This window comes from Marinomonas sp. S3726 (assembly GCF_000967665.1).
GTDB lineage: Bacteria > Pseudomonadota > Gammaproteobacteria > Pseudomonadales > Marinomonadaceae > Marinomonas.
This window is the reverse complement of the sequence record NZ_JXYC01000009.1, coordinates 1-24,483: the sequence shown is the minus strand read 5'-3', so window position 1 is coordinate 24,483 and position 24,483 is coordinate 1. Positions and strand designations below refer to the sequence as shown.

Here is a 24,483-nt window from a genome sequence, read left to right as displayed (position 1 = left end):
CGCTTGAGCACCCGTTTAAATGCAATAGGCATGTTGTACTCAGAGAGATATGAGTAAAATGTTGAGTAAGGTTAAATTAACGGTTCAAGAAAGGTTAGCGGGTTGATGACAAAGGTTCTGTGTTTTGGCGATTCAAATACCTGGGGGACAAAACCCGAGGGCGGGCGTTATGCTGATCATGAACGTTGGAGCTTTCTGCTCGGTGTATATTTGAATATGTCATCTCCGGATGACATTAACCAAGAAACTGAGAGTAAATATCTCGTCATGGAGGCAGGCCAACCGAATCGCACCTTGATTAAAAATGCCCCTTTTGATGGGGATAAATCAGGGCTTACTTACCTCAAACCTCTGTTAGCCATCCATGAGCCTGAACTTGTGATTATCATACTGGGCACCAATGATTTAAAAGCTAAGTTTAACTTGTCTCCAGCAGACATTGGCGCAGGCGCAGGTACGCTTATTAAACAGATTCAAGCCTTTAGCCAAGAGGCTATTGCTAGCGTTTCTTCTAGATCTTCTAATATAAAGATCTTATTAGTTTCGCCGCCAGAGATTAAAGAGTGTCCGCCTTATGTTTCTGTTTATGATGGTGGTGCGCAAAAATCTCAATTTTTAGCCCATGAATTTGCAGCTCAAGCAGAGTTGTATCAGTGTAACTTTCTCGATGCTAACCAAGTGATTAAAAGCTCTGATCTGGATGGCATTCATTGGGATGCTCAAGCGCATGAAAGCTTGGCCTTATCCATTGCTGAATATATAAAACAGAGGATACTGTTTAGTCAGTTTTCGAACTAAGTGCTTTTTATAATGCTAGTTGTGTTTAGAGCTAGTCATGTTTAGAAATAGCGTTTGTTAAGTGCTGGCTGTGTTTAAAAAGATATCTGGTGCCAATAAATAATCATTCACCGTCTTAATATTTAAGGCATCATTATTCTGTACCTTAGATAAGGCGGTTTTTTCATCTAAACCTAAATCTAACCAACGCTTGGTTAAGCGCGCAATAAGTGTGCTCTCTTCCACTTCTAAAAAGAGGGATAAATCAAAGTCTGCTTTAAGGTCGCGCCAGCCTTCTTGATCCAAAAGCAGGTAATTCCCTTCGATCAGAATATATTTATCTCGGCTTTCAATTGCGACAGCAGAGCCAATAGACGCATCTAAATCACGATCAAAGCGCGGGGCATAAATGCTTTCCTGAGAATCTGAGCTTGCCTGTTTGATTCTCTTTATCAGGTGTTTTAAACCTGAAAGATCAAAGCTAGCGGGAGAGCCTTTTCGTGAGAGTAGACCTTTGTCAGATAGCGCTTCATTACTTAAGTGAAAACCATCCATCTGTACGATTTTAGCCCCTTCCAAATGTGACAATAATTGCTGGGAGAGGGTCGATTTACCTGCACCAGGGCAAGCTGAAATCGCGATCATAAAGCGTCGCTTATCGGCTGACTTTTCTTTAATAATCTGGACGACTTGATCTAAGTGATTGAGTGAAATAGGCAAGATGAAGGTCTCTTTTTATTAGGTTTGGAATGGCTTTATAGACGTTTAGAAATCACTAAACATCTCAATTAATATCCAAATCATGAGCTATTTTTCTGCATCCAATGCTTTTTGTTAGTTATCTGACTTTTCGATAAAACATGTTTCCGAACTTAGACTCGAAAACATAGTAAAACTTTCTATTACCTCTATATAGAGCAGGATATGGATCTATTAGAGGGTGCTCTCTATCTAAAGCGATTCGATATAGCATCGGTGGGGAGTGTCTATACCATTCAATTTACCCTGAACTGTTTTAACACTTCCATCTTTCAGTTTTTCGTGAAAGAGAAATTCACTTTTTTCTGTTATTTCGAAGGAGAAATGTTCTTTTTGCCAGTCGGCATTTGGACCCGAGTAAAATTCATTATCTATCTCATACAGCCCAATTATTCTGTCTTTCGTAATCGGATAATGAGCATACAAAGTGATACCAATAAAAAATAGGGTAAAGATCCAGACCACAGTAAACTTCTTTAGATGAAGTGACTGCTTTGATCTCACGTAACGCCTAATATATTTTAGCGAAAATAGGCTAACAGCTAAGACAATAAAAATTAAAAAGCCAAAAATCGTCATGCTCTAAGTTCCAGTTAGTAGCTAACAAGGTATTAATTGGAATTACGCTTATTCTTCGCATTGCAATGTGTAATCCAGTTATTGGTTATTTTATTCAATTAAAACAACAAACTACTACCATAATCTATTCATATCAAGAGAATGATCCTGTGAAAAAAGAAGGCCTTACCAATCATCACTTTTATTCTCAACCTCTTGTGCTGCAAGCTCTGCGGGAATCAGAATATAGTTAGGCTCGACCTTCTTTCCTTGTAATAACTGGTAACCAATTTCGACGGCTTTTTTGGCCATCAAGCTAGGTTTTTGCATGGCTGTGGCTGCCCAATTGCTGTTGCCCGATTGAATTAGTTTAACGGCAAAAGGGGCACCGTCCACAGAGGCAAGAATAAAGTCATCACGACCTGCTTGTTTAGCCGCGCGGACTGCGCCTAATGCGGTTGGGTCATTAATACTAAATACACTGTCAATCTTTGGATAAGCTTCCATTAAATAGGTCATGGCTTTCATGCCGCCATCTATGCTGCCTGTGCCATTTAGCTGATCATTTAACAGCACTATCTTTGGATAGGCGTGGATCGCTGATTTACAGCCAGCTACACGCTCAACAACAGAAGAAACGGCAACACCATTAATAATGACCATATTACCTTGGTAGTTCATACGCTTGGCGAGATATTCACAGGCAATGACGCCCGCTTGAATATTATCTGTGGTGATAGTGGCATCAGCACCACGTGCTTTAACGTCTACTGCAATCACCTTGATACCGGCTCTTTGTGCTTTGGCTATGGTGGGGGCTATGCCTTCTTCATCTGCGGCTGTGAGTAGAATCAGGTCGACGTCTTGTTCGATAAAATAATTAAGCTGGGTAATTTGACGTTTTAGGTCGTAAGCGTCTGAGCGAATCAACATTTTTACTGGCTGACCAACAAGGGATTCGGCGCGGCTGGTCGCGGACTCAATCAATTGGACAAAATACGGGTTACCTAAATCCGCCACACTGATGCCGATAGATTGTAATTTGGCTGGGTTGGAGGCGGTTGCTGAAAAACTGGTAAAGCCAAGGGCCATTAAACAAGCAAGGAGAAAGCTACTGATAAGTGTCAGTCTTGTTTTTATCTTACCAGCAAAACTTAGTATTAAGCCTTTGGCATCTGTGTCCAGTCTCATCTTGTTTCTCATACTATTTAAACGAACATCCTGTTTATATTGCAGCAAAATTAGGCCCTGATCTTGTCTCATTAGACGATGAATCAGGGCCTATGCCAAGGTTTCTACTATTTAGCTTTTAGGCGGCTTCAATTTCCATTGCGCCCGTCATAATAGCAACCGCATCAGACATACTATGGCTTTGTGGCGTGACGATACCTGCACACTTGCCAAGACGGTGGATGTGGATACGATCGGCTACTTCAAACACATGGGGCATATTGTGGCTGATAAGTACTATGGGTAAGCCTCTATCACGCACTTCCTTGATTAAATTGAGAACGCGACGAGACTCTTTTACCCCAAGGGCAGCGGTCGGTTCGTCCATGATAACCACCTTACTACCAAAGAGGGCAGAGCGAGCGACGGCGACCCCTTGGCGTTGGCCACCAGAAAGAGACTCAACGGCCTGACTCATATTTTGAATGGTGAGCAAGCCTAGTTCTGTCATCTTGGCTTTGGCATTATGCTCCATGGCTTTTTTATCTAGCATTCTTAGATATTTACCTAAAAAACCGGGCTTGCGAATTTCACGGCCTAAATAGAGGTTATCCGCAATATTTAGGGCAGGAGAGACGGCCAAATTTTGATAGACGGTTTCTATGCCTAATTCACGGGCTTCCATGGGGGTATTAAATGCAACTTTTTGCCCATCTAACCAGACCTCGCCTTCATCAGGCACCAAGGCGCCTGAGAGGGCTTTAATCAAAGAAGATTTGCCTGCACCGTTGTCACCAATGACAGCAAGAATTTCTCCTGGGAAAAGTTCGAAATCCGCATTATCTATGGCGGTCACACTGCCATAACATTTCACTAGACCAGAGGCTTTTAATACAGGTGTTTGTTGATAATCTATGCTCATTATGCCGTTCCTCTTCGAATCCATTGGTCAACGCCAACAGCTAAGATGATTAATATCCCCACGGTAAATTCTTGCCAAAGCACATCGACACCAGCAAGGGCTAATCCATTTCTAAATACACCGACTACTAGGGCGCCAATCAAGGTGCCATAGATTGAACCGCGTCCTCCAAAGAGACTACAGCCACCTATCACCACAGCCGTAATACTGTCTAAGTTAGCGGTATAACCTGCTTGTGGGCTGATCGAGCCAATTCGGCCAATTAACACCCAAGCTCCGACGGCACAGACAATACCTGCAAGCACATAGACTGACATTAGGATGCGATTGGTTTGAATACCGGCTAGGCGCGCTGCATCTGGGTCATCCCCTGTGGCATAAACATGTCGGCCCCAAGAGGTCCAGTTAAGTGCGTACCAGATTAAAAAGAAGAGACCTAACATGAGCAAGGAGCCGTAGGTTAATCTAGCGCCAAAAAAGTTAATGGTTTCTCCTGTCCATTGTAAAAGCGGGGCGATAGAGGAGATGTCTTGCGAGCGAATGGTTTCACTTTTTGAATACCAGAGGTTAATGGCGAAAAAGACATTCCAGGAACCTAGGGTGGCAATAAAAGGTGGGATTTTTAATCGAGTAATGAGCAGACCATTAATAAATCCCGCTAGGGCGCCGACAGAAATACCAAGGGCGAGAGCTAACCAAGCTTCTAGGCCTAAATCTATGGCCATACGGCCCATCACCACAGAGCAGAGCACCATGATAGCGCCGACGGATAAGTCGATACCTGCGGTTAAAATAATCAGGGTTTGGGCGACCCCAATAACACCGATTATGGTTACTTGTTGCAGAATAAGCGACAGGTTAAAAGGGTGTAAAAAGCGGTTACCAATTAACAGGCTAAAGCCAAAAATCGCTAATAATAAAACGATGCTGGGAGCAGCAATAGGGTAAGTGTGAAGAAACTTTTTGAGCCGCAATATAGGGCTTTCTTTCACTGAAAAATTTGCCACATACCCAGCGGTGTTATCCGCCACTTGATCATGTTCAAGTACTGGCGTTGAGGTATTGGGTTTAACAGAACTCATAGATTACTCCGAGCAGTAAAAAGGCCTTTAGTCGAGTATGCATTACCTGACTAAAGGCAAGGAGATGGCTTTCAATTCAAAATGCTATTTGATCTAAGGAAAGTTAACCCCAGCACATAGCAAGGCCAGTGTTTGAGTTAATTGATTGAACACTCTGAGTTGGATTGTCTGTTACGAGCTGTACCCCAGTATCGAAGAAATCTAACCCGTCAGAAGCGCTAGGGCGTGTACCTGTTTTAGCGAACTCAACAATAGAGGTTACCCCTTGTGATGCCATCTCTAATGGGAACTGCATGGAGGTTGCGCCAATCACATGATCACGTACGTTTCGTACACCAGGGCAGCCACCATCGACAGAAACTATAGTGACGTCTTTCTCAAGCCCAAAGGATTTCAAGGCTTCATAAGCGCCTGCAGCGGCAGGTTCATTGATGGTGTAAACCAGATTAATGCCTGGATCTTTTTGTAGAAGGTTTTCCATGGCGCGGCGACCGCCTTCTTCAGAGCCTTGAGTCACATCATTGCCAACAATTCTTGGGTCGGTTTCATCCCCAATACGGCCGGCATTTTTAATGTCGATACCAAAGCCTTTTAAGAAGCCTTGGTCACGGGCAACATCGACGGTAATTTGGCTAGTGCTAAGATCCAGCAGTGCAATACGGGCATCTTTTGCTTTCTCGCCCATACGTGCTTTTGCCCATTGGCCGATCATTTCACCTGCTTTAAAGTTATCTGTGGCAAAGGTCATGTCTGCGGCATTGGCTGGACTTAATGGGGTATCTAGGGCAATAACCAATAGACCTGCATCACGGGCTTTTTGGATGCTAGGTACAATACCAGCAGGGTCACTTGGTGTAATGAGAATGCCTTTTGCGCCAGAGGCAATGAGGTTTTCTATGGCTTGAACTTGTGATTCATTATCGCCGTCATAACGGCCTGCGAAAGTTCTTAACTCAACCCCAAGCTCACTGGCTTTCTGCTGTGCACCTTCTTTCATTTTCACAAAGAAAGGGTTGGTATTGGTTTTGGTGATAAGACCAATAATATCGCTTTCAGCGAGTACGCTGGTGGATAGACTGGTAAGGGCGATAACACCTGCAAGCTTGCGCAAAGAAAATTTCATGATAGTGACTCCAAAATTGTTTTTGTTGTTTTATTTCTGGCAGTGGCTGCCAGTTACAGCCTGTCATTTGGCTGTTTAGTCACTATGCAAAACAAAAACTAATGGCGAATTTCAGCATGAAAGTTTCTTTGTAATAATTGAAATATAAGCTTAACTTAGCTGAAATATTTCCTTTAGTGTATTGATATTAAAGGGCTTTTGAAGGAAGTGGTCTGATGATAATAAATGATACTCTTGCTCTAATTGTGCTTTAGGTAGGCCGGACATTAATAAAATTGGCTTATCTATTTGATGAGCGAGACTGATGCCGTTTATTTCGCCAGCTAAATTGATGTCTGACAAAATAAGATCTGCACTGTCATGCTCTAGCATATCCAATACGTCCTCTGCGCTTTCAAAATGGCTTACTGATAAGCCTAAACTTTGTAATTGATCCGCGAGCACATTGGCGACTTGAAGGTCATCTTCTACAAGCCAGACTCTTTGTCCTACCTGCATTGGGAAAGAAGCTTCTAAAGGCTCTTTTGACATGGCATCAGGGTAATCGTTATTAAACAGATCTGTATTTCTTATTGTCTTGTCTTTAAGAGAAGTGTTTTCACTTAAAGGCTCGGCTTTCATCAAAGGTAAAATAAGACGTACTTTAGTCCATTGATTAGGTTCTGAGATGATCTCTAACTCACCGCCACTTTGTTTTATAAAACCATAAATGGTGCTTAATCCTAGCCCACTGCCTTGACCTATGGGTTTTGTGGTAAAGAAGGGCTCGATAATTCTGGGGATAAGTTCGGGGCTTATCCCAAGCCCTGTATCTTTTATTTCTATCATGATGGCCGTTTGTTGCTTCTGGTTTGTGTCTAGACTCTTATCTGTCTTGACGAGTTGGCACAAGCGAGTTTCAAGGCTAAGTTCTCCGCCGTTAGGCATGGCAGCGCTACTGTTTAAGGCGAGATTTAATAACGCATTTTCAAGTTGGGAGGCATCGATCAAACAATGGGCATTTGGGCAATTAAGTTTAGGTATGACTTTGATGTTTTGCCCTGCACTGTAAGCAATAAGATCTAACATGCCTTCAATCAGAGCATCTATTTGAGTTGCTTCAGGAAAAAGCGGCTGGCGGCGGCTAAAGGCCAGTAATCGTTGCACTAGGTGACGACTTTTCTCCGAGACGGCGATGCTTCTATCTAGATACTTTTGTTGATCGGCATTAAAGTTGCCAGAATCTGCTAGCATCTCAAGGTTGCCCATAATTGCGGCTAAAAGATTATTAAAGTCATGGGCGACACCGCCTGTAAGCTGACCAAGCATGTCCATTTTTTGTGCTTGGTGTAGTTGTTGCTCAACATTCTTTCTTTCGGTGAGATCACTATATAGGGTCACAAAACCGCCTTCTGGCATGGGCTGGCTACGAAACTCAATCACCTTGCCTGAACTAAAATGCTGCTCAAACTGCTTGCTTTTATGGTATCTGTCTTGAGTGAGATCTTGTAATAGAAACTCAGGGTTTGGATCTGTGCTTGGGTTTTGCTGATTTAATAGGTTTTGCACTTGAGATATAGGCATACCCAAATAAAGCTGGTTTGGCTGAAACGAAAATAAGCTTTCGTATCTTGGGTTCCATGCCACTAATAAACCTTGGGAGGAGAATACACTCAAACCATCATTGATATTATTGAAGATGGTTTCTAATAGGTCTTTTTGCTTGGACATTTCTGCTGTCATTTCTTGTCGACGTATTGCATCTTGGCGAAACACATCAAAGGTATCAGCGAGCGTGCCTATCTCATCATTACGTTTAATCTTGGCTTGCTTTGAGTCGATACTGCCTTGTGCTAATAAGGACATTTCGGCTGTTACCACACCAAGGTCATGGGTGATGCCTCGGCTATAAAAATACAAACGCGCTAGGCCTAACAGTAAAAAGATAGAAATGCCTAAAATCCAACTCTGACCATAGCTCACTACATCTGCCACAGACTGTCTTTGCTGGCTCACTTTCTTCTGAAGGCCGCCTACAAAGTGGCTAACATGCTGGCTAAGTTGCTCGGACTTAGCTCTGACAGAAATTAATAGATAGTTCTTTCTTTCCTGTATGGCGGCAAGCCTCATATGGGCTTGGTGCAAGCTTTGGGCGGTTTCGACCACTATGGGTGAGGGATGATTTAAAAGGTTGAGTTCATCAATAATTAAAGAAGGCGTGATTTTAGGTCGTTCGATAAGGTCTAATAACCAACTTAAGCCGACATCCGATTTAATGGCTAACGGCAATTGAGATTTAGCGAGAGCTCGAATCTGAAATTGCAGCGCTAGGCTATCTTCTCGAATAAATAGTTCTTCTTCGACCAAAGAGATGAGCTCAGACAGACTAGTTTGAAGCTCACCAAGGCGAGTGAAAATATCCTCTTTAAAATCTGTGTCAGCCAAGGTTTGGGCCACAGTGCTGAGTTCATAAAAGCGCTGTTCTATTTTCTTTGCTTCACTTTGTAGCTGAAAGGGGCGGCCCGATTCAGCTGTATAAGGGGCAATGGCGGCGAGCTGGGCAACTCCTTCGGCTAAGGTGAGTGCTGTGCTTATTTCGGGTAAGGTTTGTGCTTCAAATTCAGATAAGGTTGCTTCACTTAAACGCATGGCTTGCCAACCAATCGCCACCATAAAAAACGCCACAAGACTGATCGCTAAGACGGCGATTGTGGTTTTATGGCGTAAACTGGTTAGTCGCATTTTTGCCTCTGCTTTAAGTTGAAGAGAGCTAAGTTTGAAAATATCAGCCTGATCATATTGGTTTGTGGTTCAACCCCTATCTTGGGTTAAAACAACTAGGGCCTTATTGGTTCATTCGTTCTTACTGGCCCTTGGAATAAATAGCCTAACCCTCTTTGGGTTTTGATAAATTCTGGGGTTTTAGGATTAGCTTCTATTTTTCGGCGTAGGCGCAGAATCAAGACATCTATAGTGCGATCGAACACTTCGGTTTCTAATCCTCGGCTCATATCTAAAAGCTGCTCACGGGTAAGTATTCTATCAGGGTGCAGCGCAAGGGCTTCTAACAGAGAAAACTCACCTAAAGTCAGTACTACTAAGTTGCCTTTATTGTCCTTCAATTGGCGTGCGGTGAGGTCTAACAACCAAGGGCCAAAGCTTAAGCATTGATGTGCTTCTTCTAACGTATGAGAAAGATGATTAGCTGTTGGTGTTAGCTGAGTAGAGCGCCTTATCAAAGCATGAATACGTGCCATTACTTCACGTATGCTAAAGGGCTTCATCATATAGTCATCTGCGGCCAGTTCTAGCCCGAGAATACGATCTGTTTCATCGCCTATACCGGTTAGCATCATGATGGGAACTTGATGTGTTTCTCTGACTTCACGAGCCAGTTGCAGCCCATCTTCATCCTGTAGATAAAGGTCCATGATGATGAGGGAAACAGGCTCGTCTTCAAGCTGTTGCCACATTTGTTCACCATTCTCTGCCTGCAAAGCAATGTAACCTTTTTGCTGCAGTGCATCAGATAATAAGGTGCGAATATCAGCATCGTCATCCACAAGGAGTACTGTCTTTTTGAGGGTCTCAGACATGCCCAGAGTCTCTTCCTTTTTTATCGTTATTATTAAGTATTTATTATTTAAACATTATCAATTGAGCGTAGGCTCAGTATTTGTTTATTGTCTTATCATTAACATGGTTAAGTTAATGGAAAATGAACAGATGTCTTTAAGTTTATTCAATTTCACACTTTTATGATGAACTTTATTATTGAAATGAGCTTAGCCTTTTAGCTTAAAGGGATTGGTTCTCCGAGCGGAAAATAGAAGGGGCTTGATGAAAGTAACGTGACCAAAGGCGTCTGAACTGACGGCTATCTTCAAACCCGCATTGATTGGCGATATTTTCGATAGGAAGATCTGAGGTTTGTAGTAATTGCTGAGCGAGATTTAATCTCAGTTTGTAGGTGTATTCCTTGGTGGTGACCTTGGCCTCTTTTTTAAAAAGGCGTCCTAGGTGTCTGGTACTACAATGGGCGATTTGAGCCAGTTCATCTAATGACCAATTTCTAGCAGGGTCTGATTGAATGGCATTTTGTACCTGGTGCACTTTTTGATGAAGGTGATTCCTGTGTTCAAGCCATGGAGAGAAGCTAGGATCTTGGCTTCCACGCCTTGAAAATAGCACCATGTATTGGGCAATATCAGCCGCTAATTGTGCCTGATTATCTTCTTGTACCAGATAAAGGGCGAGATCTATCCCTGCGGTGACGCCAGCACTGGTGTAGGTATTATCATCCACCACAAAAAGACGATTTTCCAATACCTGATGAGGGGCTACTAAGCCTCTTAAATCATCAAGATGAAGATGGTGTGTGGTACATTTTTTATCTTTAAGTAGACCTGCCTTTGCCATGACAAGAGAACCCGCACAAACACTGATGTAACGTTCAAACCTATGTTGTTTTAGCCAGTGACAAGCGGTTTGAATGGCGGGTGTTTCCAGTGGGATCTCATCACCGATTAGACCAGCAATAATTAACCATGCATTGGCTTCTATCTTGTCTGGTAAAGGGGCGAGATTAAGAGGTAAGCCTAGTGAGTTGCTCGCATCGCTTTCTGGCCCGACAAAATGCAATTGGTACAGAGCATCGCCGCCACGTTTTTGATGAATACGATTGGCGTATTGAAATACTTCGGCCGGCCCAATCGCATCTAATAAGAGGGTATTGGGTAGCACCAAGACATAAATAGGTGTCATCTTAGTCTAACCCTATTAGGTTACAGGTTTGGTTTTAAGTAAGCTGGCTAAGAGTTTAGCACCAAAGGTATTTACCAACAGGCCTACAACGACCAAGCTAATGCCTATCCACTGGGCTTGGCTAATGCTCTCATTCAAAATTAATGCAGCTGAAGATAAACCAACAACAGGTACGCCTAAGGTTAAAGGGGCAACCTGTGCTGCTGGGTATTTCTTAAGTAGATAACTCCACAAACCATAACCTACCACAGTCGCAAGGACTGACAGATAAATTAGGGCAATGGCTGATTGCAGACCAAAGTTACTTAGGCTATCAATAATCAGGTCTGGGCCTTCGATAAAGTAGCTGGCAATAAAGAAGGGAATAGGAGGAATCCAAGCACTCCAGATAATGAGGTTTACATTAGCCGCATGGCCTTTTTGTGAAATGGCTTTATTGGCAATGTTGCCCATGGCCCAGCTAGCAGCCCCTGCTAAGGTAAGGGCAAAACCTAATACTGTCATGGTTTGCGAGTCGTGGCTTTGGGCAATAAAGATAAGGCCAAGAGCTGCAATGAAGATAGCTAAAATTTGATAACCTTTAATACTCTCTTTGAGGAATAGCATGGCAAAGACCAAGGTAAATAAGGCCTGTGACTGTAAAGCGAGTGATGCAAGGCCGGCTGGCATGCCGTTATCCATGGCGGTGAATAAGAAAGCGAATTGTAAAAAGCTTATTGGTAAGGCATAAGCAAACCACCACTTGATTGGTGTTTTAGGGCGTTTAAAGAAAAAGGAGCCAATTAAAGCTACTAATAAAAATCTGAGACCGCCTAATAAAAGAGGGGGTATACCTTCAATTCCCCATGCAATGACGACAAAGTTAAAGCCCCAAATAAAGATGATGGCGAGGGCAAGTAAGATGTCTTTGCTGGTCATGGCGAGGTCCTTTTGAGTATAAATGACACTTGATTCACTCTATCACAGAGCTTTGTTTTTAAAACCCATGGAACTGACAGAATTTACTGTATGGTCACATCTGTATGGTTTAAAAAATATCTGCTGAATAAGTATTTAGTTTAACTTTTATGAAGGCTTACGATGAGGTAGGTTTAAGCTCAGTAACGGGTCAAAAAGGACATATGTTTTAGGTGTTATGAATAAGAGCCTAGTTTCATTCTAGTATCGTGAGGAAAGGTTTAAAAAACTACCTCTCCCACTGGGTGATCGGTGTGGGAAAGGTAGGCTAAACCGAAATGGGTTTATAAAAAGCTGATTAAGCCTTTTAAGCTGAAAGAGATGATGGTCAAAGTAATTAGGCCTAAAAGATACAGTCTAAGAAACCAAAACCATTGCTTTTGTTGTTTCATACTTAGCTCCTTATCTTGCTAGTCAAAATGTTTCTCATAAGATTAATAACCCTCTTCGTAATCCTCTACCTTGCCGGAAAATACACGGTATCCCCATAAGGTATAAGCACAGATCAAAGGTAAAAAGATGACTATGCCATACACAAGAAAGCTTAAGCTTGAATCTGGTGCGGCGGCTTCCCAAAGTGTCATTTGCCTTGGCACTAGGTAAGGGAATAAGCCTACGACCAAACCTGCAAAACCTAATAAGAACAGGCCTGCACTACACCAAAATGGCCAACTCTCATGCTTGGCTTTATGGTCACTGGCAAAGCAATTCCAAGCAATATAACTTAATACCGCAGAAGCTAAAGGCAGTGGGCTTAACCAAAGGAAGTTAAGGCCATCAAACCAGCGCGCACGGATTTCAGCTTGGTCCAGAATTGTCCAGATACTCACTGCACCCATCGCCAGAATAACGAGTATGAGAAGCAAGCGTCCTTGTTTGGCAACTCTAAGTTGAATCTCGCCACGGCTCTTCATATAGAGGTAGCTGGTGGCGAGAAGTGCATAACCTGCCATTACCGCAAACCCTGTTAATATGGCAAAAGGGGTAAGCCAAATTAAACTATTGGTTTCACTGGCATTGGCAGGAATGCCTTCTACAACAGCCCCTAAGATTAAGCCTTGGCAAAATGCGGCTATGGTTGAGCCACTGCTAAAAGCAAGGTCCCACCACTTTTTAGAAGTATCTGACTTAAAGCGATATTCAAATGCCACGCCCCGAAAGATTAAGGCAAATAACATCAGCATGATGGGCAGATAGAAAGTCGATGTGATAGCGGCATAGGCACTTGGGAAAGCGGCAAATAAAATGACGCCTCCAAAGACTAACCAGGTTTCGTTACCGTCCCACACATGTGAGATAGAACGCATTAAGTGGTCTCTTTCCTCATTGTTATCAAACCAAGGAAAGAGAATACCTATGCCCAGATCAAAGCCATCTAGCAGTGTGTACATAAAGATGGCAAAGCCCAAGATGAGAAAATAGAAAAGTGCGTAATCCATTATTTATCTCCTTGTTCTTGGTGTTTAAGGTTTTTAACCCAAGCTAGCGCATAGCCCGGTGCTTTCATGCCGATGAGTTGTCTTTCTAAGTCGGCCATTTTTGGCGGCCCTTTTTTAATCAGTTTGCCCATAAAGTAAAGATACACACCTAATAACAAACTATAGATGACGACAAACATAACCAGAGAAAAGAAAACCTTTTCAGCAGGTAGTAAGGACGTCACATCCATGGTGCGAACTAGGCCTTGTACAACCCAAGGTTGACGCCCTGTTTCGGCTACATACCAACCTGCGAGCACTGCAATCACGCCCATTGGGGTAAAGGCCGTGGTTAATAATAGGAAGGCTTTGTTCTCGTAGAGCCTATCTTTATGGCGTAGTAATAAGCCGCAGATGGCGATAAAGAGCATGCCAACACCGATTGCGACCATGACTCTGAATGACCAGAAGACAAGTGGTACATAGGGTCTGTCTTCAGGTGGAACAGATTTAAGGCCTTGCACACCGCCATCGAGGCTATGGGTGAGTATGATACTGCCAAGGTGTGGAATCCCAATTTCATAGTCGTTTCTTTCTTCTTCCATGTTTGGCATAGCAAATAATAGCAACGGAACGGGTGCTTCCCACTCAGGCCAGATACCTTCCATTGCCGCCAGTTTGATCGGCTGATGCTTAGCCACATTCAAACCATGTAAATCTCCTACATAAGTTTGCAATGGGGTGAAGATTAGCGCTGACCAAAGTGCCATTGAGAGGCCTTTTTTAGCGAAATTAATATGCTGCTTTTTCAATAAATAATAGGCGCTGATACCTGCGACTAAAAAGCTTGCCGTAATCATGGTTGCTAATAGCATGTGGGCTAATCTGTATGGCATAGACGGGTTGAAGATAACTTCGAACCAACTAGTAACATGAAACTTTCCAGCGACAATTTCGTAACCTGCTGGGGTTTGCATCCAAGAGTTAGCGGCAATAATCCAAAAAGCCGAGATCCAAGTGCCGATCGCAACGATGAGACTGGCACTAAAGTGCATCTTAGGGCTCACCCTTTGCCAACCAAATAGCATGACACCTAAAAAGCCAGCCTCAAGGAAAAAGGCAGTTAATACTTCGTAGGCCATTAGTGGGCCTATAACAGGACCCGCTATGTCGGAGAAGCGAGAGAAGTTGGTGCCGAACTCATAGGAAAGCACTATGCCTGACACGACACCTGTACCAAAGGTAATAGCGAAAGGCTTGATCCAAAATTTAGCTAATTGCAAATAATAGGGGTTATGGGTTTTAAGCCATAGGCCTTCCCAAATCGCAATCAAGGTGGCTAGACCGATTGTGATACTGGGAAAGATAATGTGAAAACTCACAGTAAACGCAAATTGAATCCGTGAGAGTATTGCGACATCAAGTTCCATAAATACCTCAAGTAAAGAGTTAACTAACTTTCTTTATTTTCTGACTTGCTTGTTTCAAAAGGCTTGGCATCAGGGCTAACCCAGTAATAGATAGTAGAGTTATGACTTCGATCAGTAAAAGATTATTATTCATAGCTAATGCCTTATTTGATTAAATTAAATAAAAAATATTTGAGTTGGATCAAGTTTTGCTATTGATTAGCCGTACTTATAGCAATACCAATGCCAAGAAAATATTGAATTTATAAGTGTATGAATTTAAAGGTTTAATTGGTTTTTCTGAGCGCTTTAAAAAAATGACTGTAAACTAGGTTTACAGGTTTAAATTGAAAGATGTTAATCAGGTTGACAGTGTGCCGACATTAAATGTGATTTTTGAAATGGTTATCTTGCTCACCAGTGTCTGTGGTTTGATGGCTGGTTTTTGGCTTTATTGGCGTGCTGCTGGTAAGCGAGACCTAACGGCTTTATCGGCATTTGCCATCATGATGGCCTTGTGGTGTTTTGGCCATTTAGCCATTGCTCACGATATGCAATCTCTTGGTATTTTTCTCATTCTGGCTAACCCTTTGATGCCAACTTTCTTCCTCGATTTTAGTGTGCGCTTTGTTTCCAGTAGCCAGATTCAGGGTGAATATACCCATAAGTTTAAGCCTTGGCTGGCCTTACTCAGTGATAATCTCAACAAGGTTTATTTAGTCAGTTTTCTCGTTTGTATTTCTAGCTGGTGGCTAAGTGGTGCCATCGTCATAGAAAAAGCCGGTCTGTTTCTCTTTGTATTCACAGATTATGGTTGGTTTAATCTGATTTATACCGTCCTGTTAGGCGTACTTGGTCATGCGGTTTTACTTTACGGTTGGCTGATCCATAAGGGTAATAAACGTCGTTCTATCCTTGTGCTCTTTATGGTGAGTGCTTGGGGCTTATTGTTAGCGACTAGTTTTATCTTCCCTTCTGTTGGGGTGGATGCTTTTCCTTATCCCATGATGCTTTTGCCGACTTATATTTTGCTGCTTGTTTATGCTGTGGTGCGCTATCAAATCTTAGCGGTAAATGCGTTCGCCAATCGTGCTCTGCTTTGGTTGGCGATGATGTTGAGTCTCTTAATACTGATTGCTTTTATCAGTGCTACTGCTGCACCTTTAGGGATGCAAGCCTTGGCTGAGGTGCCTGCTTGGCAATTATGGTTATACTCTTTAACCGTTCTTCTATTAAGTGCGCTTATCTATCCTCCTCTTTCTCGGCTAGTGGAGCGTTTGATTTACCCAGGCTCTCGACTTAATGAAGACCTTTTAGATATTTGGAGCCAAGCCCTTAAAGGCGCTAAGGATTGGCCTCAGTTAATTCAGATTGGCGAAACCTTGTTGAAGCAACAGCTTGGGCAGGCGGTGGACGTCTCAATCGAAATTAATAAAGGTCAGATTATTACGCTTGATACGAGCTCAAATGCTAACCAAACAGAGCTTAAAAAAGAAACTCAAGCAGATGAAAATCGAATGCAGCTTTTAGTGCGAAACCTGTATCAAGGTTGGCAGTTTGAGTTGATTGCTTGGCAAGATGTGAGCCCAGGAATGCGCTTGTCAGGCGAGGTGTTTGCCTCTTTGTTTACGACTCGTTGTGGTTTGTTGCAGCAAAGTCTTGAGCTTGCTGAGGCAGAAAGACAAAGGCTAGATGAAAAGCATCTAGTCGAATTAGGGGGGTTATCTGCCGCTATGGCCCATGAGCTACGAAATCCGCTAAATATCATTTCCATGGCGTCCATGAGTACAGATGATACTATCAAGCAACATATACAAACTCAGGTACAAAGAGCGGACAGGTTGATCAGTGACTTACTCTTGTATTCTGGCAGTCTGAAACTGGACTATACCCCTTTATTATTAAAACCCTTGTTATTGAGTTTAGAGCGCCAAGCTGAGCTTGATAATGTACAAGTGAGTTTAGACATGCCAGATGAACTCACTTTAGAGGTTGATGTACAAAGAATTCAGCAGGTGTTTATTAACCTAATGGATAATGCGGCGGCATTTTTACGTAACCAGCCAGATGCCAAGCTTAGAATAGAAGCGAGACGTTATGATGCCAGTAATCTAGTGCAAGTTCGGGTGCATAATAATGGGCCTGAAATTGCTGCTAATATGGATGCTCAAAGCTTGTTTCAACCCTTTGTAAGTAAACGTTCTGGTGGCCATGGCTTAGGTTTGGCGATAGTTAAACGCATTATTGATGCGCATCAGGGGGAAATACGTTGTCGTAGTGATCTCAATTGGCCTGTCAGTTTTGAAATAGATCTGCCATTACATGCAAATAAAAGTCAAAAGCAATTATCAAATCAAACCTTCATGCCTGATCAATAAGGGCTCTAGAAGGCATTTTGCTAGTAAAATGCTAAGTTAAAAAAATTAAGTAAAAGGTAAAGAAATGGATACTGGGGCAAAGATTTTATTAGTGGATGATGAACCTGCGTTTTGCCAGCTGGCACAAATTTGGCTAGAAGGTTCGGGTTATCAAGTAAAAACAGCTGCTGATCTTGCTTCGGCGAAAGCCTGTTTGGCTAGCTTTGATGCTGATCTTATCTTGCTAGATTTAGCTATGCCGCCTCATTTCGACCCTCACCAAACTTTGGCAGCCATTCCTGATCTTATTTCGCGCCCTGTTATCGTTATTACGGGGAATGCTGAGCGAGACCTTGCGCTTAAAGCGATCGAAAATGGCGCTTGGGATTTTATTGCCAAACCTTTAGACCCTGAAATGCTGGCGATTGTTGTAAAACGAGCCTTGACTAAACATGGGCTGGATAAAGAAGTTCGAAACCTTAAGCAGTTGAAACTAGATGGACAGGTGAAAAGTGCAGCTGAATCTTATATTGGAGTATCGACTTCAGCGATTAATATTCGCGCCTTGATTGAGCGTATTGCGCCAACTGAAGTTCGCGTATTAGTGACTGGCCCTTCTGGTACGGGTAAAGAAGTGGTATCGAAAGCAATCCATGATATGAGCTTGCGCAAAGATAAAGCCTTTATTTCAGTACATTGTGGGGCTATTCCTGCGGACCTTCTAGAAAGTGAGTTATTTGGTTATCAAAAGGGGGCTTTTACGGGCGCTGATAAGGATAAGGTGGGGCTTTTATCCCTAGCTGATGGCGGTACTCTCTTTCTGGATGAAATTGGTGAAATGCCTGCGCCTATGCAAATTAAGTTATTAAGAGTGCTGCAAGAAGGGACTTTCTTTCCTGTGGGTGGAAGAGTGCAACAGTCCATCGATGTACGAGTGGTGTCTGCAACCAATGCTGATTTGATGGAGAAAGTGAAAGAGGGTGAGTTTAGGGAAGACCTTTATTATCGAATTAAAGGCATCACACTTGAAACTCAGGCTTTGGATCAACACAGGGAGGATATTCCTCTGTTAATGCAGACGTTTCTAGCGCAAAAAGATACGACTCATACTGATTTAAAAACAGGCTCTCAATTATCGCCAGAGGCTTTGACTTGGTTTGTGGCGCAGACTTGGCCTGGTAATGTGCGAGAGCTTAAAAATGCTTTAGAAAGCGTTGCCTCTATTGCTCAAAATACTGAGATTAAGATGGAAGACATTGCTTTGCTATTCCCTATGGGACAAACAGAAAGTGCGCCTGTTTCTAACCCTCTGATCTCTTTGGATACCAGTCTGGATGAACAGGTCAAACAACTGGAAATTGCTTTAATCAAATTAGCCTTACAAGAAAGTTTAGGGAATCGAAGCCAAGCGGCAAGGCAGCTTGGGATTTCAAGACAAGGTTTATTGAAAAAAATTGAAAGGTATCAGTTAGGCTAAAAACATTAACTGAAAAAGTGTTAATTGTATTTCTCATAAGAAGAACGCTAAAAAGAGACTCTCCTTTCTCTTAGCGTTCTCCTCGTTAGCGCTTTTTATTTATTGCTTTTCTTCTTACTGATAACTTCGCAATTTAACTCGCCATCTTCGACTCTTACTTTTAGCTTTTCGCCTTTTTTCGTTTGGCTGATGTTTTTTATAACGCCTTCTTCATTGCTGGCAATCGCATAACCTCGAGACAGGATTTGCAACGGGCTGACAAGGTTGAGCTTTTCAACTAACGAAGCAAAGGTTTGCGTCTTTTGCTCTAGGTTTTGTTTTAAGGCTTGAGACAATCTACGTTGGTAGTCTTCTAGTTGCTGATTTTTAAGCTTGAGGGTTTGTGCTGGGCTTGCATTACTCAAACGAGTATCTGAATGGGCCAGTGTTACTTTATGGTTATTGAGTAAGGCTTGCATGCTTTGTTGCAGGCGTCTTTCAAGTTGGCTTAATTTATCTTGTTGTAACTGGATACGCTCACTAGGGTGACGCATTCTTTGAATCAAATGGTCTAGTTTTTGTTGTTGAGTTTGCAGTTGGCGTTCAAAAGATAAAGCCAGTCTATCTTCACGAGATTGAATTTGCCTAATCAAGTGCTCTGAATCTGGACTTAAAAGTTCTGCAGCGGCGGTCGGGGTTGCTGCTCGTACATCGGCAACAAAATCGGCAATGGTGAAATCGACCTCATGACCGACGGCAGAAATAATGGGCGTTTTAGCATTAAAAATGGTTCTAGCTAAGGTTTCATCGTTAAAGCTATAAAGGTCTTCCAGTGAACCACCTCCACGTCCGATAATGATGGCATCGAAATGATCGCTAGCATCCATTCTAATCAATTGTTTGGTGAGGTTTTGTGCTGCGCCTTGCCCTTGAACCAAAGATGGAATAATAGTGAGCTCAGTTAAAGGGAAGCGGCGTTTAAAGGCGCTAATCATATCTCGTACGGCAGCACCAATGGGAGAAGTGATAATGGCCACACGCTCTGGTGTTGTTGGTAAAGGTTTTTTATGCTCTTGTTTGAATAGACCTTCGGCTTCTAATTGCGCTTTTAACCTTTCATAGGCCTGTTGCAGCGCTCCTTCACCGCCAGATTCCATAGACTCAACGGTTAATTGGCAATCTCCCCTTGGTCCGTAAAAAGTGACTTTTGCCCTGAGCTTAACGAGATCCCCATCTTTGGGTTTAAATCTAACGGCGTTATTACGATTTTTAAACATAGCGCAGCGAATTTGTGCCTTACTATCTTTAAGTGAAAAGTACCAATGACCAGAGCCTGGGCGGGCTAGGTTAGATATTTCTCCTTCTACTAAAACCCAAGGTAAACTGGCTTCTAGTAGGGTTTGTATTTGACGATTTAATTGAGAGACACTGAAGGCGACCTCATTTTGTTTCTCGGCTGTAAAAAAATTCATCAATCTCTCATTGTTTTGATTTACCACAGGGGGATTCTCAGTTAGAATTACTTGCCATCTAAATCTACCCCAGTTGGCATTGGAACCCCTCCCATTATGTTACGAATCGCACAAGAAGCTCTAACGTTTGATGACGTATTGCTTATCCCAGGCTATTCCGAAGTTCTACCAAAGGATGTTAGCCTTAAAACCCGCATAACAAAAGACATTGAATTGAATTTACCGCTTGTTTCTGCGGCGATGGATACGGTAACTGAACACCGTATGGCTATCGCATTAGCGCAAGAAGGTGGTATTGCGATTGTTCATAAAAACCTTTCTGTTGAAGAGCAGGCTGCTGAAGTACGTCGCGTTAAGAAGTACGAAAGCGGTATTGTTCGTGACCCTGTAACCATTAACCCTGAAGCCAGTGTTCGTGAATTGGTAGCATTAACTGCCAGTCATAACATTTCCGGCGTACCTGTTGTTCAAGGCGATGATCTAGTAGGCATAGTGACTAGCCGTGACGTACGTTTCGTGAAAGATTTCGAACAATCTGTTGCTGATATCATGACGCCAAAAGAGCGCTTGGTAACAGTCGAAGAGGGTGCTTCTGCTGGTCAAGTTCGTAAACTTTTACACGAACACCGTATCGAAAAAGTATTGATGGTTAATGCTGATTTTGAATTACGTGGCATGATCACAGTAACGGATATCGATAAAGCAACAGCTTATCCTAATGCATGTAAAGATGACCAAGGCCGTTTGCGTGTTGGTGCTGCGGTTGGTACTGGTGCTGATACATCTGATCGAGTTACTGCTTTGGTTGAAGCGGGTGTTGATGTGATTGTTGTTGATACAGCACATGGACATTCTAAGGGTGTAATCGATCGTGTTCGTTGGGTGAAGGAAAACTTCCCTCAAGTACAAGTGATCGGTGGCAACATTGCTACAGCAGAAGCTGCTATTGCTTTGGCAAAAGCGGGTGCTGATGGCGTTAAAGTGGGTATCGGCCCTGGTTCTATTTGTACAACACGTATTATCTCAGGTGTTGGTGTTCCTCAGATTTCTGCTGTTGCCAATGTTGCAGCGGCTATGGCTGAGTATGATGTGCCTGTTATTGCTGATGGTGGTGTACGTTTCTCTGGTGATATTGCTAAAGCGATCGCAGCGGGTGCAAGCGTTATCATGGTTGGCGGTTTACTTGCTGGTACTGATGAAGCGCCAGGTGAAGTTGTGTTATATCAAGGCCGCTCATTCAAGTCTTACCGTGGCATGGGCTCTTTAGGTGCTATGGCACAATCTCAAGGCTCAAGTGACCGTTACTTCCAAGATGCGAAAGACGGTGTTGAGAAACTAGTACCGGAAGGTATTGAAGGTCGTGTTCCTTGTAAAGGTCCTATGGTTGCGGTTGTACACCAAATGATGGGCGGACTGCGCTCTTCAATGGGTTATACAGGTTCAGCTGATATCGAAGAAATGCGCACTAAAACGCAATTCTCTCGTATCACAGGTGCGGGTATTCGTGAAAGTCATGTACATGATGTGACTATCACTAAAGAAGCGCCGAACTATCACGCCGGCTAAGCGTGAAAGAAAGTTAAACTGAGATGGGGCGAATTAATCGCCCCATCTTTATTTTAAGATGCTTAGGTTTTTATCAAAAACTTATTTAAAGGCCTAGCTCAAAGACCCTAATGTCTATTAAAGAGTTAAAAAATTATGTCGCAAAATATCCACGCTCATAAAATTCTTATTCTTGATTTTGGTTCTCAATATACTCAATTGATCGCGCGTCGTGTGCGTGAAATTGGTGTTTATTGTGAAGTCCGTGCTTTTGATATGGAAGATCAAGAAATTATCGAATTCGCTCCAAAAGGCATTATCCTAGCGGGTGGCCCTGAATCTGTTACTGAAGCAGGCTCTCCTCGTGCGCCAGAATCTGTATTCACTTTGGGTGTTCCAGTTCTAGGTATTTGTTACGGCATGCAAACCATGTCTGAACAACTAGGTGGTAAGGTTGAAAGTTCAGAGTTGCGTGAATTTGGTTACGCTCAAATTCGTACCCATGGTGACACTGATTTGTTAACTGATATTGTTGATCATGTTGCTAACAATGGTGTACATCTTCTTGATGTGTGGATGAGTCATGGCGATAAAGTGACTGAAATGCCTGAAGATTTTGCTTTGATGGCATCTACAGAAAGTTGCCCAATCGCTGGTATGGCAAATGAAGCGAAAAAATTCTATGGCTTACAGTTCCACCCAGAAGTAACACACACTAAACAAGGTGGCGCTTTATTGTCTCGCTTTGTAGTTGATATCTGTGAGTGTGAGACACTTTGGACACCAGATAACATTGCTACCGATGCAATCGAACGTATGCGTGAGCAAGTTGGTGACAAACAAGTGCTACTAGCCCTTTCTGGTGGTGTTGATTCTTCTGTTGTTGCTGCGCTTCTACATAAAGCCATTGGTGATCAGCTAACATGTGTGTTTGTTGATAACGGCCTTTTGCGTTTAAATGAAGGCGATCAAGTAATGGCTATGTTTGCAGAAAATATGGGTGTTAAAGTGATCCGTGTTGATGCTGAAGATCTTTTCTTATCTCGTCTTAAGGATGAAGCTGATCCAGAAGCGAAGCGTAAGATTATCGGTAATAGTTTCATTGAGATTTTTGATGAAGAATCATCAAAGCTAAATGAAATTGAATTCCTTGCTCAAGGTACTATTTACCCTGATGTCATCGAGTCTGCTGCGTCTAAAACAGGTAAAGCCCATGTCATTAAATCGCACCACAATGTGGGTGGATTACCTGATGATATGAAAATGGAATTGGTTGAACCACTACGTGAATTGTTTAAAGACGAAGTACGTAAACTTGGTTTAGCCTTAGGCCTACCTTATGACATGGTTTATCGTCACCCTTTCCCAGGGCCTGGTCTAGGTGTACGTATTCTTGGTGAAGTGAAAAAAGAATATGCTGATATTCTTCGTCGTGCCGATGCTATCTTCATTGAAGAGCTACGCCGTTCGGGTTGGTATGATAAAACAAGCCAAGCATTCGCAGTATTCTTGCCTGTTAAGTCTGTAGGTGTAGTGGGTGATGGTCGTCGTTATGAGTATGTTGTTGCACTTCGTGCGGTTGAAACTATCGACTTTATGACAGCTCGTTGGGCGCACCTTCCTTATGAACTTTTAGAAACAGTTTCTGGTCGCATTATTAATGAGATTGAACACATTTCTCGTGTTACTTATGATGTTTCTTCTAAGCCACCTGCAACAATCGAATGGGAATAGTTTCCAAACGATTGATGTAAAAGCTTAAATAAAAACGGCTCCCTTCTAATCAAAGGGGGCCGTTTTTATTTAGAATTTGGTAAACAGTTAACAAGAAGGTATTTATGAAATTCCCTAATCCTTTAATCGAAGCAAAACTGATAAAACGATATAAGCGTTTTCTAACCGATGTTATTTTGCCTGATGGCAGTAAGATAACGGTTCATTGTCCGAATACAGGCTCAATGAAACGTTGTATGCCTGATAATGCCCGTATTTGGATTTCAGATAGTCAGAATGAAAAGCGTAAATATCGCCATACTTGGGAACTGGTTGAAATTGATAATCAACATCTTGCCTGCATTAATACAGGTTTACCAAATAAATTAGTGAAAGAAGCGATAGATAATGGCGTGATTGAAGAGCTTCAGGGTTATCAAAATATCAAAGCCGAAGTGAAATACGGTGAAGGGAGTCGTATCGATTGGCTGCTATCCAATAATGAGGGGGAAGCACTTTGTTATGTAGAAGTGAAAAATGCCACCTTGTTAGAAGAGGGTGAGTTAGGGGAAGGGGGGCATGGCTATTTTCCCGATGCAGTAACTGAGCGTGGTCGTAAGCATCTTTATGAATTAGCCAATATGGTAAAACAAGGTCACAGAGCAGTACTTTGTTTTTGTGTGAGCCATACTGGTATCAAAAAAGTGTCCCCTGCAGCGCATATTGATGAGAAATATACTCAAGCTTTGAAAGAAGTTATGGCTCAAGGGGTGGAGGTGATTGCTTATCGTGCAGAAATTACCCCAGAAGAGATTGAATTAACTCAAAAAGTGCCTGTAATTGTTTAAAAAATATACAAAAATAGATTTAAATGCATTTATTTGGCTAATCGGTCAAAAAGCGCTTGCCATAAAATCTGAGATGTATATTATACGCATCCACTGACACGGGGTAGCAAACAAAGCTTACACCGACAGCTTACTAAGTAAGCGACTACAAACAGAACATTGTTTAGTAAGTCA

At 42.5% G+C, this 24,483-nt stretch carries 18 protein-coding genes; 6 read left to right on the top strand and 12 right to left on the bottom strand.

Annotation, left to right across the window (positions count from 1 at the left end; translation table 11 throughout):
* Positions 1-105 precede the first annotated feature (105 nt).
* The gene (locus TW85_RS07625; RefSeq protein WP_046016525.1) at positions 106-798 is read left to right on the top strand and encodes an SGNH/GDSL hydrolase family protein; all 693 of its coding nucleotides are present in this window, start codon (positions 106-108) and stop codon (positions 796-798) included.
* A gap of 57 nt (positions 799-855) precedes the next feature.
* Here the strand turns inward: TW85_RS07625 and TW85_RS07620 are convergent, their stop codons facing one another.
* The 11 genes from TW85_RS07620 to TW85_RS07565 all read right to left on the bottom strand — a co-directional run bounded on the left by TW85_RS07620 (position 856) and on the right by TW85_RS07565 (position 14,939).
* Positions 856-1,497 (bottom strand): hypothetical protein, encoded by a 642-nt coding sequence (locus TW85_RS07620; protein WP_052701999.1) that lies wholly within the window; start codon positions 1,495-1,497, stop codon positions 856-858.
* Between the two features lie 783 nt (positions 1,498-2,280).
* The gene (locus tag TW85_RS07610) at positions 2,281-3,285 is read right to left on the bottom strand and encodes an ABC transporter substrate-binding protein (protein ID WP_052701997.1); all 1,005 of its coding nucleotides are present in this window, start codon (positions 3,283-3,285) and stop codon (positions 2,281-2,283) included.
* Positions 3,286-3,403: 118 nt separating this feature from the next.
* Positions 3,404-4,186 (bottom strand): ATP-binding cassette domain-containing protein, encoded by a 783-nt coding sequence (locus TW85_RS07605; RefSeq protein ID WP_046016523.1) that lies wholly within the window; start codon positions 4,184-4,186, stop codon positions 3,404-3,406.
* A complete protein-coding gene (locus TW85_RS07600; protein ID WP_046016522.1) occupies positions 4,186-5,268 on the bottom strand; it encodes an ABC transporter permease in 1,083 nt (360 codons plus the stop codon). Before TW85_RS07600 ends, TW85_RS07605 begins: the two co-directional genes overlap by 1 nt.
* Before the next feature lie 103 nt (positions 5,269-5,371).
* The gene (locus tag TW85_RS07595; protein ID WP_046016521.1) at positions 5,372-6,391 is read right to left on the bottom strand and encodes a sugar ABC transporter substrate-binding protein; all 1,020 of its coding nucleotides are present in this window, start codon (positions 6,389-6,391) and stop codon (positions 5,372-5,374) included.
* A 150-nt stretch (positions 6,392-6,541) separates the two neighbouring features.
* The gene (locus TW85_RS07590) at positions 6,542-9,112 is read right to left on the bottom strand and encodes a PAS-domain containing protein (RefSeq protein ID WP_046016520.1); all 2,571 of its coding nucleotides are present in this window, start codon (positions 9,110-9,112) and stop codon (positions 6,542-6,544) included.
* A 95-nt stretch (positions 9,113-9,207) separates the two neighbouring features.
* A complete protein-coding gene (locus TW85_RS07585; protein ID WP_046016519.1) occupies positions 9,208-9,966 on the bottom strand; it encodes a response regulator in 759 nt (252 codons plus the stop codon).
* A 202-nt stretch (positions 9,967-10,168) separates the two neighbouring features.
* A complete protein-coding gene (locus TW85_RS07580; protein ID WP_046016518.1) occupies positions 10,169-11,134 on the bottom strand; it encodes a helix-turn-helix domain-containing protein in 966 nt (321 codons plus the stop codon).
* A gap of 15 nt (positions 11,135-11,149) precedes the next feature.
* Positions 11,150-12,052, bottom strand: a complete 903-nt coding sequence (locus tag TW85_RS07575; protein WP_046016517.1) for an EamA family transporter — start codon at positions 12,050-12,052, stop codon at positions 11,150-11,152.
* Between the two features lie 473 nt (positions 12,053-12,525).
* On the bottom strand, positions 12,526-13,530 hold the full coding sequence (gene cydB, locus TW85_RS07570) for a cytochrome d ubiquinol oxidase subunit II (protein WP_046016516.1): 1,005 nt from the start codon (positions 13,528-13,530) through the stop codon (positions 12,526-12,528).
* Positions 13,530-14,939, bottom strand: a complete 1,410-nt coding sequence (locus TW85_RS07565; protein WP_046016515.1) for a cytochrome ubiquinol oxidase subunit I — start codon at positions 14,937-14,939, stop codon at positions 13,530-13,532. The genes cydB and TW85_RS07565 overlap by 1 nt, the downstream gene beginning before the upstream one ends.
* Positions 14,940-15,292: 353 nt before the next feature.
* On the opposite strand from TW85_RS07565, the gene TW85_RS07560 reads away from it, so the two are divergent.
* Positions 15,293-17,296, top strand: coding sequence for a sensor histidine kinase (locus tag TW85_RS07560; protein ID WP_238326185.1), 2,004 nt, complete (start codon positions 15,293-15,295; stop codon positions 17,294-17,296).
* A gap of 64 nt (positions 17,297-17,360) precedes the next feature.
* Positions 17,361-18,752, top strand: a complete 1,392-nt coding sequence (locus TW85_RS07555; RefSeq protein WP_046016514.1) for a sigma-54 dependent transcriptional regulator — start codon at positions 17,361-17,363, stop codon at positions 18,750-18,752.
* A gap of 95 nt (positions 18,753-18,847) precedes the next feature.
* Here the strand turns inward: TW85_RS07555 and xseA are convergent, their stop codons facing one another.
* A complete protein-coding gene (xseA, locus tag TW85_RS07550) occupies positions 18,848-20,203 on the bottom strand; it encodes an exodeoxyribonuclease VII large subunit (protein WP_046016513.1) in 1,356 nt (451 codons plus the stop codon).
* 96 nt (positions 20,204-20,299) lie between these two features.
* On the opposite strand from xseA, the gene guaB reads away from it, so the two are divergent.
* The 3 genes from guaB to sfsA all read left to right on the top strand — a co-directional run bounded on the left by guaB (position 20,300) and on the right by sfsA (position 24,309).
* The gene (guaB, locus tag TW85_RS07545; RefSeq protein WP_046016512.1) at positions 20,300-21,769 is read left to right on the top strand and encodes an IMP dehydrogenase; all 1,470 of its coding nucleotides are present in this window, start codon (positions 20,300-20,302) and stop codon (positions 21,767-21,769) included.
* 135 nt (positions 21,770-21,904) lie between these two features.
* Positions 21,905-23,482, top strand: a complete 1,578-nt coding sequence (gene guaA / locus TW85_RS07540; protein ID WP_046016511.1) for a glutamine-hydrolyzing GMP synthase — start codon at positions 21,905-21,907, stop codon at positions 23,480-23,482.
* Positions 23,483-23,586: 104 nt separating this feature from the next.
* Positions 23,587-24,309 carry a DNA/RNA nuclease SfsA gene (gene sfsA / locus TW85_RS07535; protein ID WP_046016510.1) on the top strand — a complete coding sequence of 241 codons (723 nt, stop codon included), beginning with the start codon at positions 23,587-23,589 and terminating at the stop codon, positions 24,307-24,309.
* Positions 24,310-24,483: the final 174 nt, after the last annotated feature.

Excerpts from the sequence above, each read along its gene's own strand:
- TW85_RS07555 (WP_046016514.1), top strand. The coding sequence starts at position 17,361 with ATGGATACTGGGGCAAAGATTTTATTAGTGGATGATGAACCTGCGTTT.
- TW85_RS07585 (WP_046016519.1), bottom strand. The coding sequence starts at position 9,966 with ATGTCTGAGACCCTCAAAAAGACAGTACTCCTTGTGGATGACGATGCT.
- TW85_RS07625 (WP_046016525.1), top strand. The coding sequence starts at position 106 with ATGACAAAGGTTCTGTGTTTTGGCGATTCAAATACCTGGGGGACAAAA.
- cydB (WP_046016516.1), bottom strand. The coding sequence starts at position 13,530 with ATGGATTACGCACTTTTCTATTTTCTCATCTTGGGCTTTGCCATCTTT.
- TW85_RS07600 (WP_046016522.1), bottom strand. The coding sequence starts at position 5,268 with ATGAGTTCTGTTAAACCCAATACCTCAACGCCAGTACTTGAACATGAT.
- TW85_RS07580 (WP_046016518.1), bottom strand. The coding sequence starts at position 11,134 with ATGACACCTATTTATGTCTTGGTGCTACCCAATACCCTCTTATTAGAT.
- TW85_RS07590 (WP_046016520.1), bottom strand. The coding sequence starts at position 9,112 with ATGCGACTAACCAGTTTACGCCATAAAACCACAATCGCCGTCTTAGCG.
- TW85_RS07605 (WP_046016523.1), bottom strand. The coding sequence starts at position 4,186 with ATGAGCATAGATTATCAACAAACACCTGTATTAAAAGCCTCTGGTCTA.
- TW85_RS07610 (WP_052701997.1), bottom strand. The coding sequence starts at position 3,285 with ATGAGACTGGACACAGATGCCAAAGGCTTAATACTAAGTTTTGCTGGT.
- TW85_RS07575 (WP_046016517.1), bottom strand. The coding sequence starts at position 12,052 with ATGACCAGCAAAGACATCTTACTTGCCCTCGCCATCATCTTTATTTGG.
- sfsA (WP_046016510.1), top strand. The coding sequence starts at position 23,587 with ATGAAATTCCCTAATCCTTTAATCGAAGCAAAACTGATAAAACGATAT.
- xseA (WP_046016513.1), bottom strand. The coding sequence starts at position 20,203 with ATGAATTTTTTTACAGCCGAGAAACAAAATGAGGTCGCCTTCAGTGTC.
- TW85_RS07565 (WP_046016515.1), bottom strand. The coding sequence starts at position 14,939 with ATGGAACTTGATGTCGCAATACTCTCACGGATTCAATTTGCGTTTACT.
- guaB (WP_046016512.1), top strand. The coding sequence starts at position 20,300 with ATGTTACGAATCGCACAAGAAGCTCTAACGTTTGATGACGTATTGCTT.
- TW85_RS07595 (WP_046016521.1), bottom strand. The coding sequence starts at position 6,391 with ATGAAATTTTCTTTGCGCAAGCTTGCAGGTGTTATCGCCCTTACCAGT.
- guaA (WP_046016511.1), top strand. The coding sequence starts at position 21,905 with ATGTCGCAAAATATCCACGCTCATAAAATTCTTATTCTTGATTTTGGT.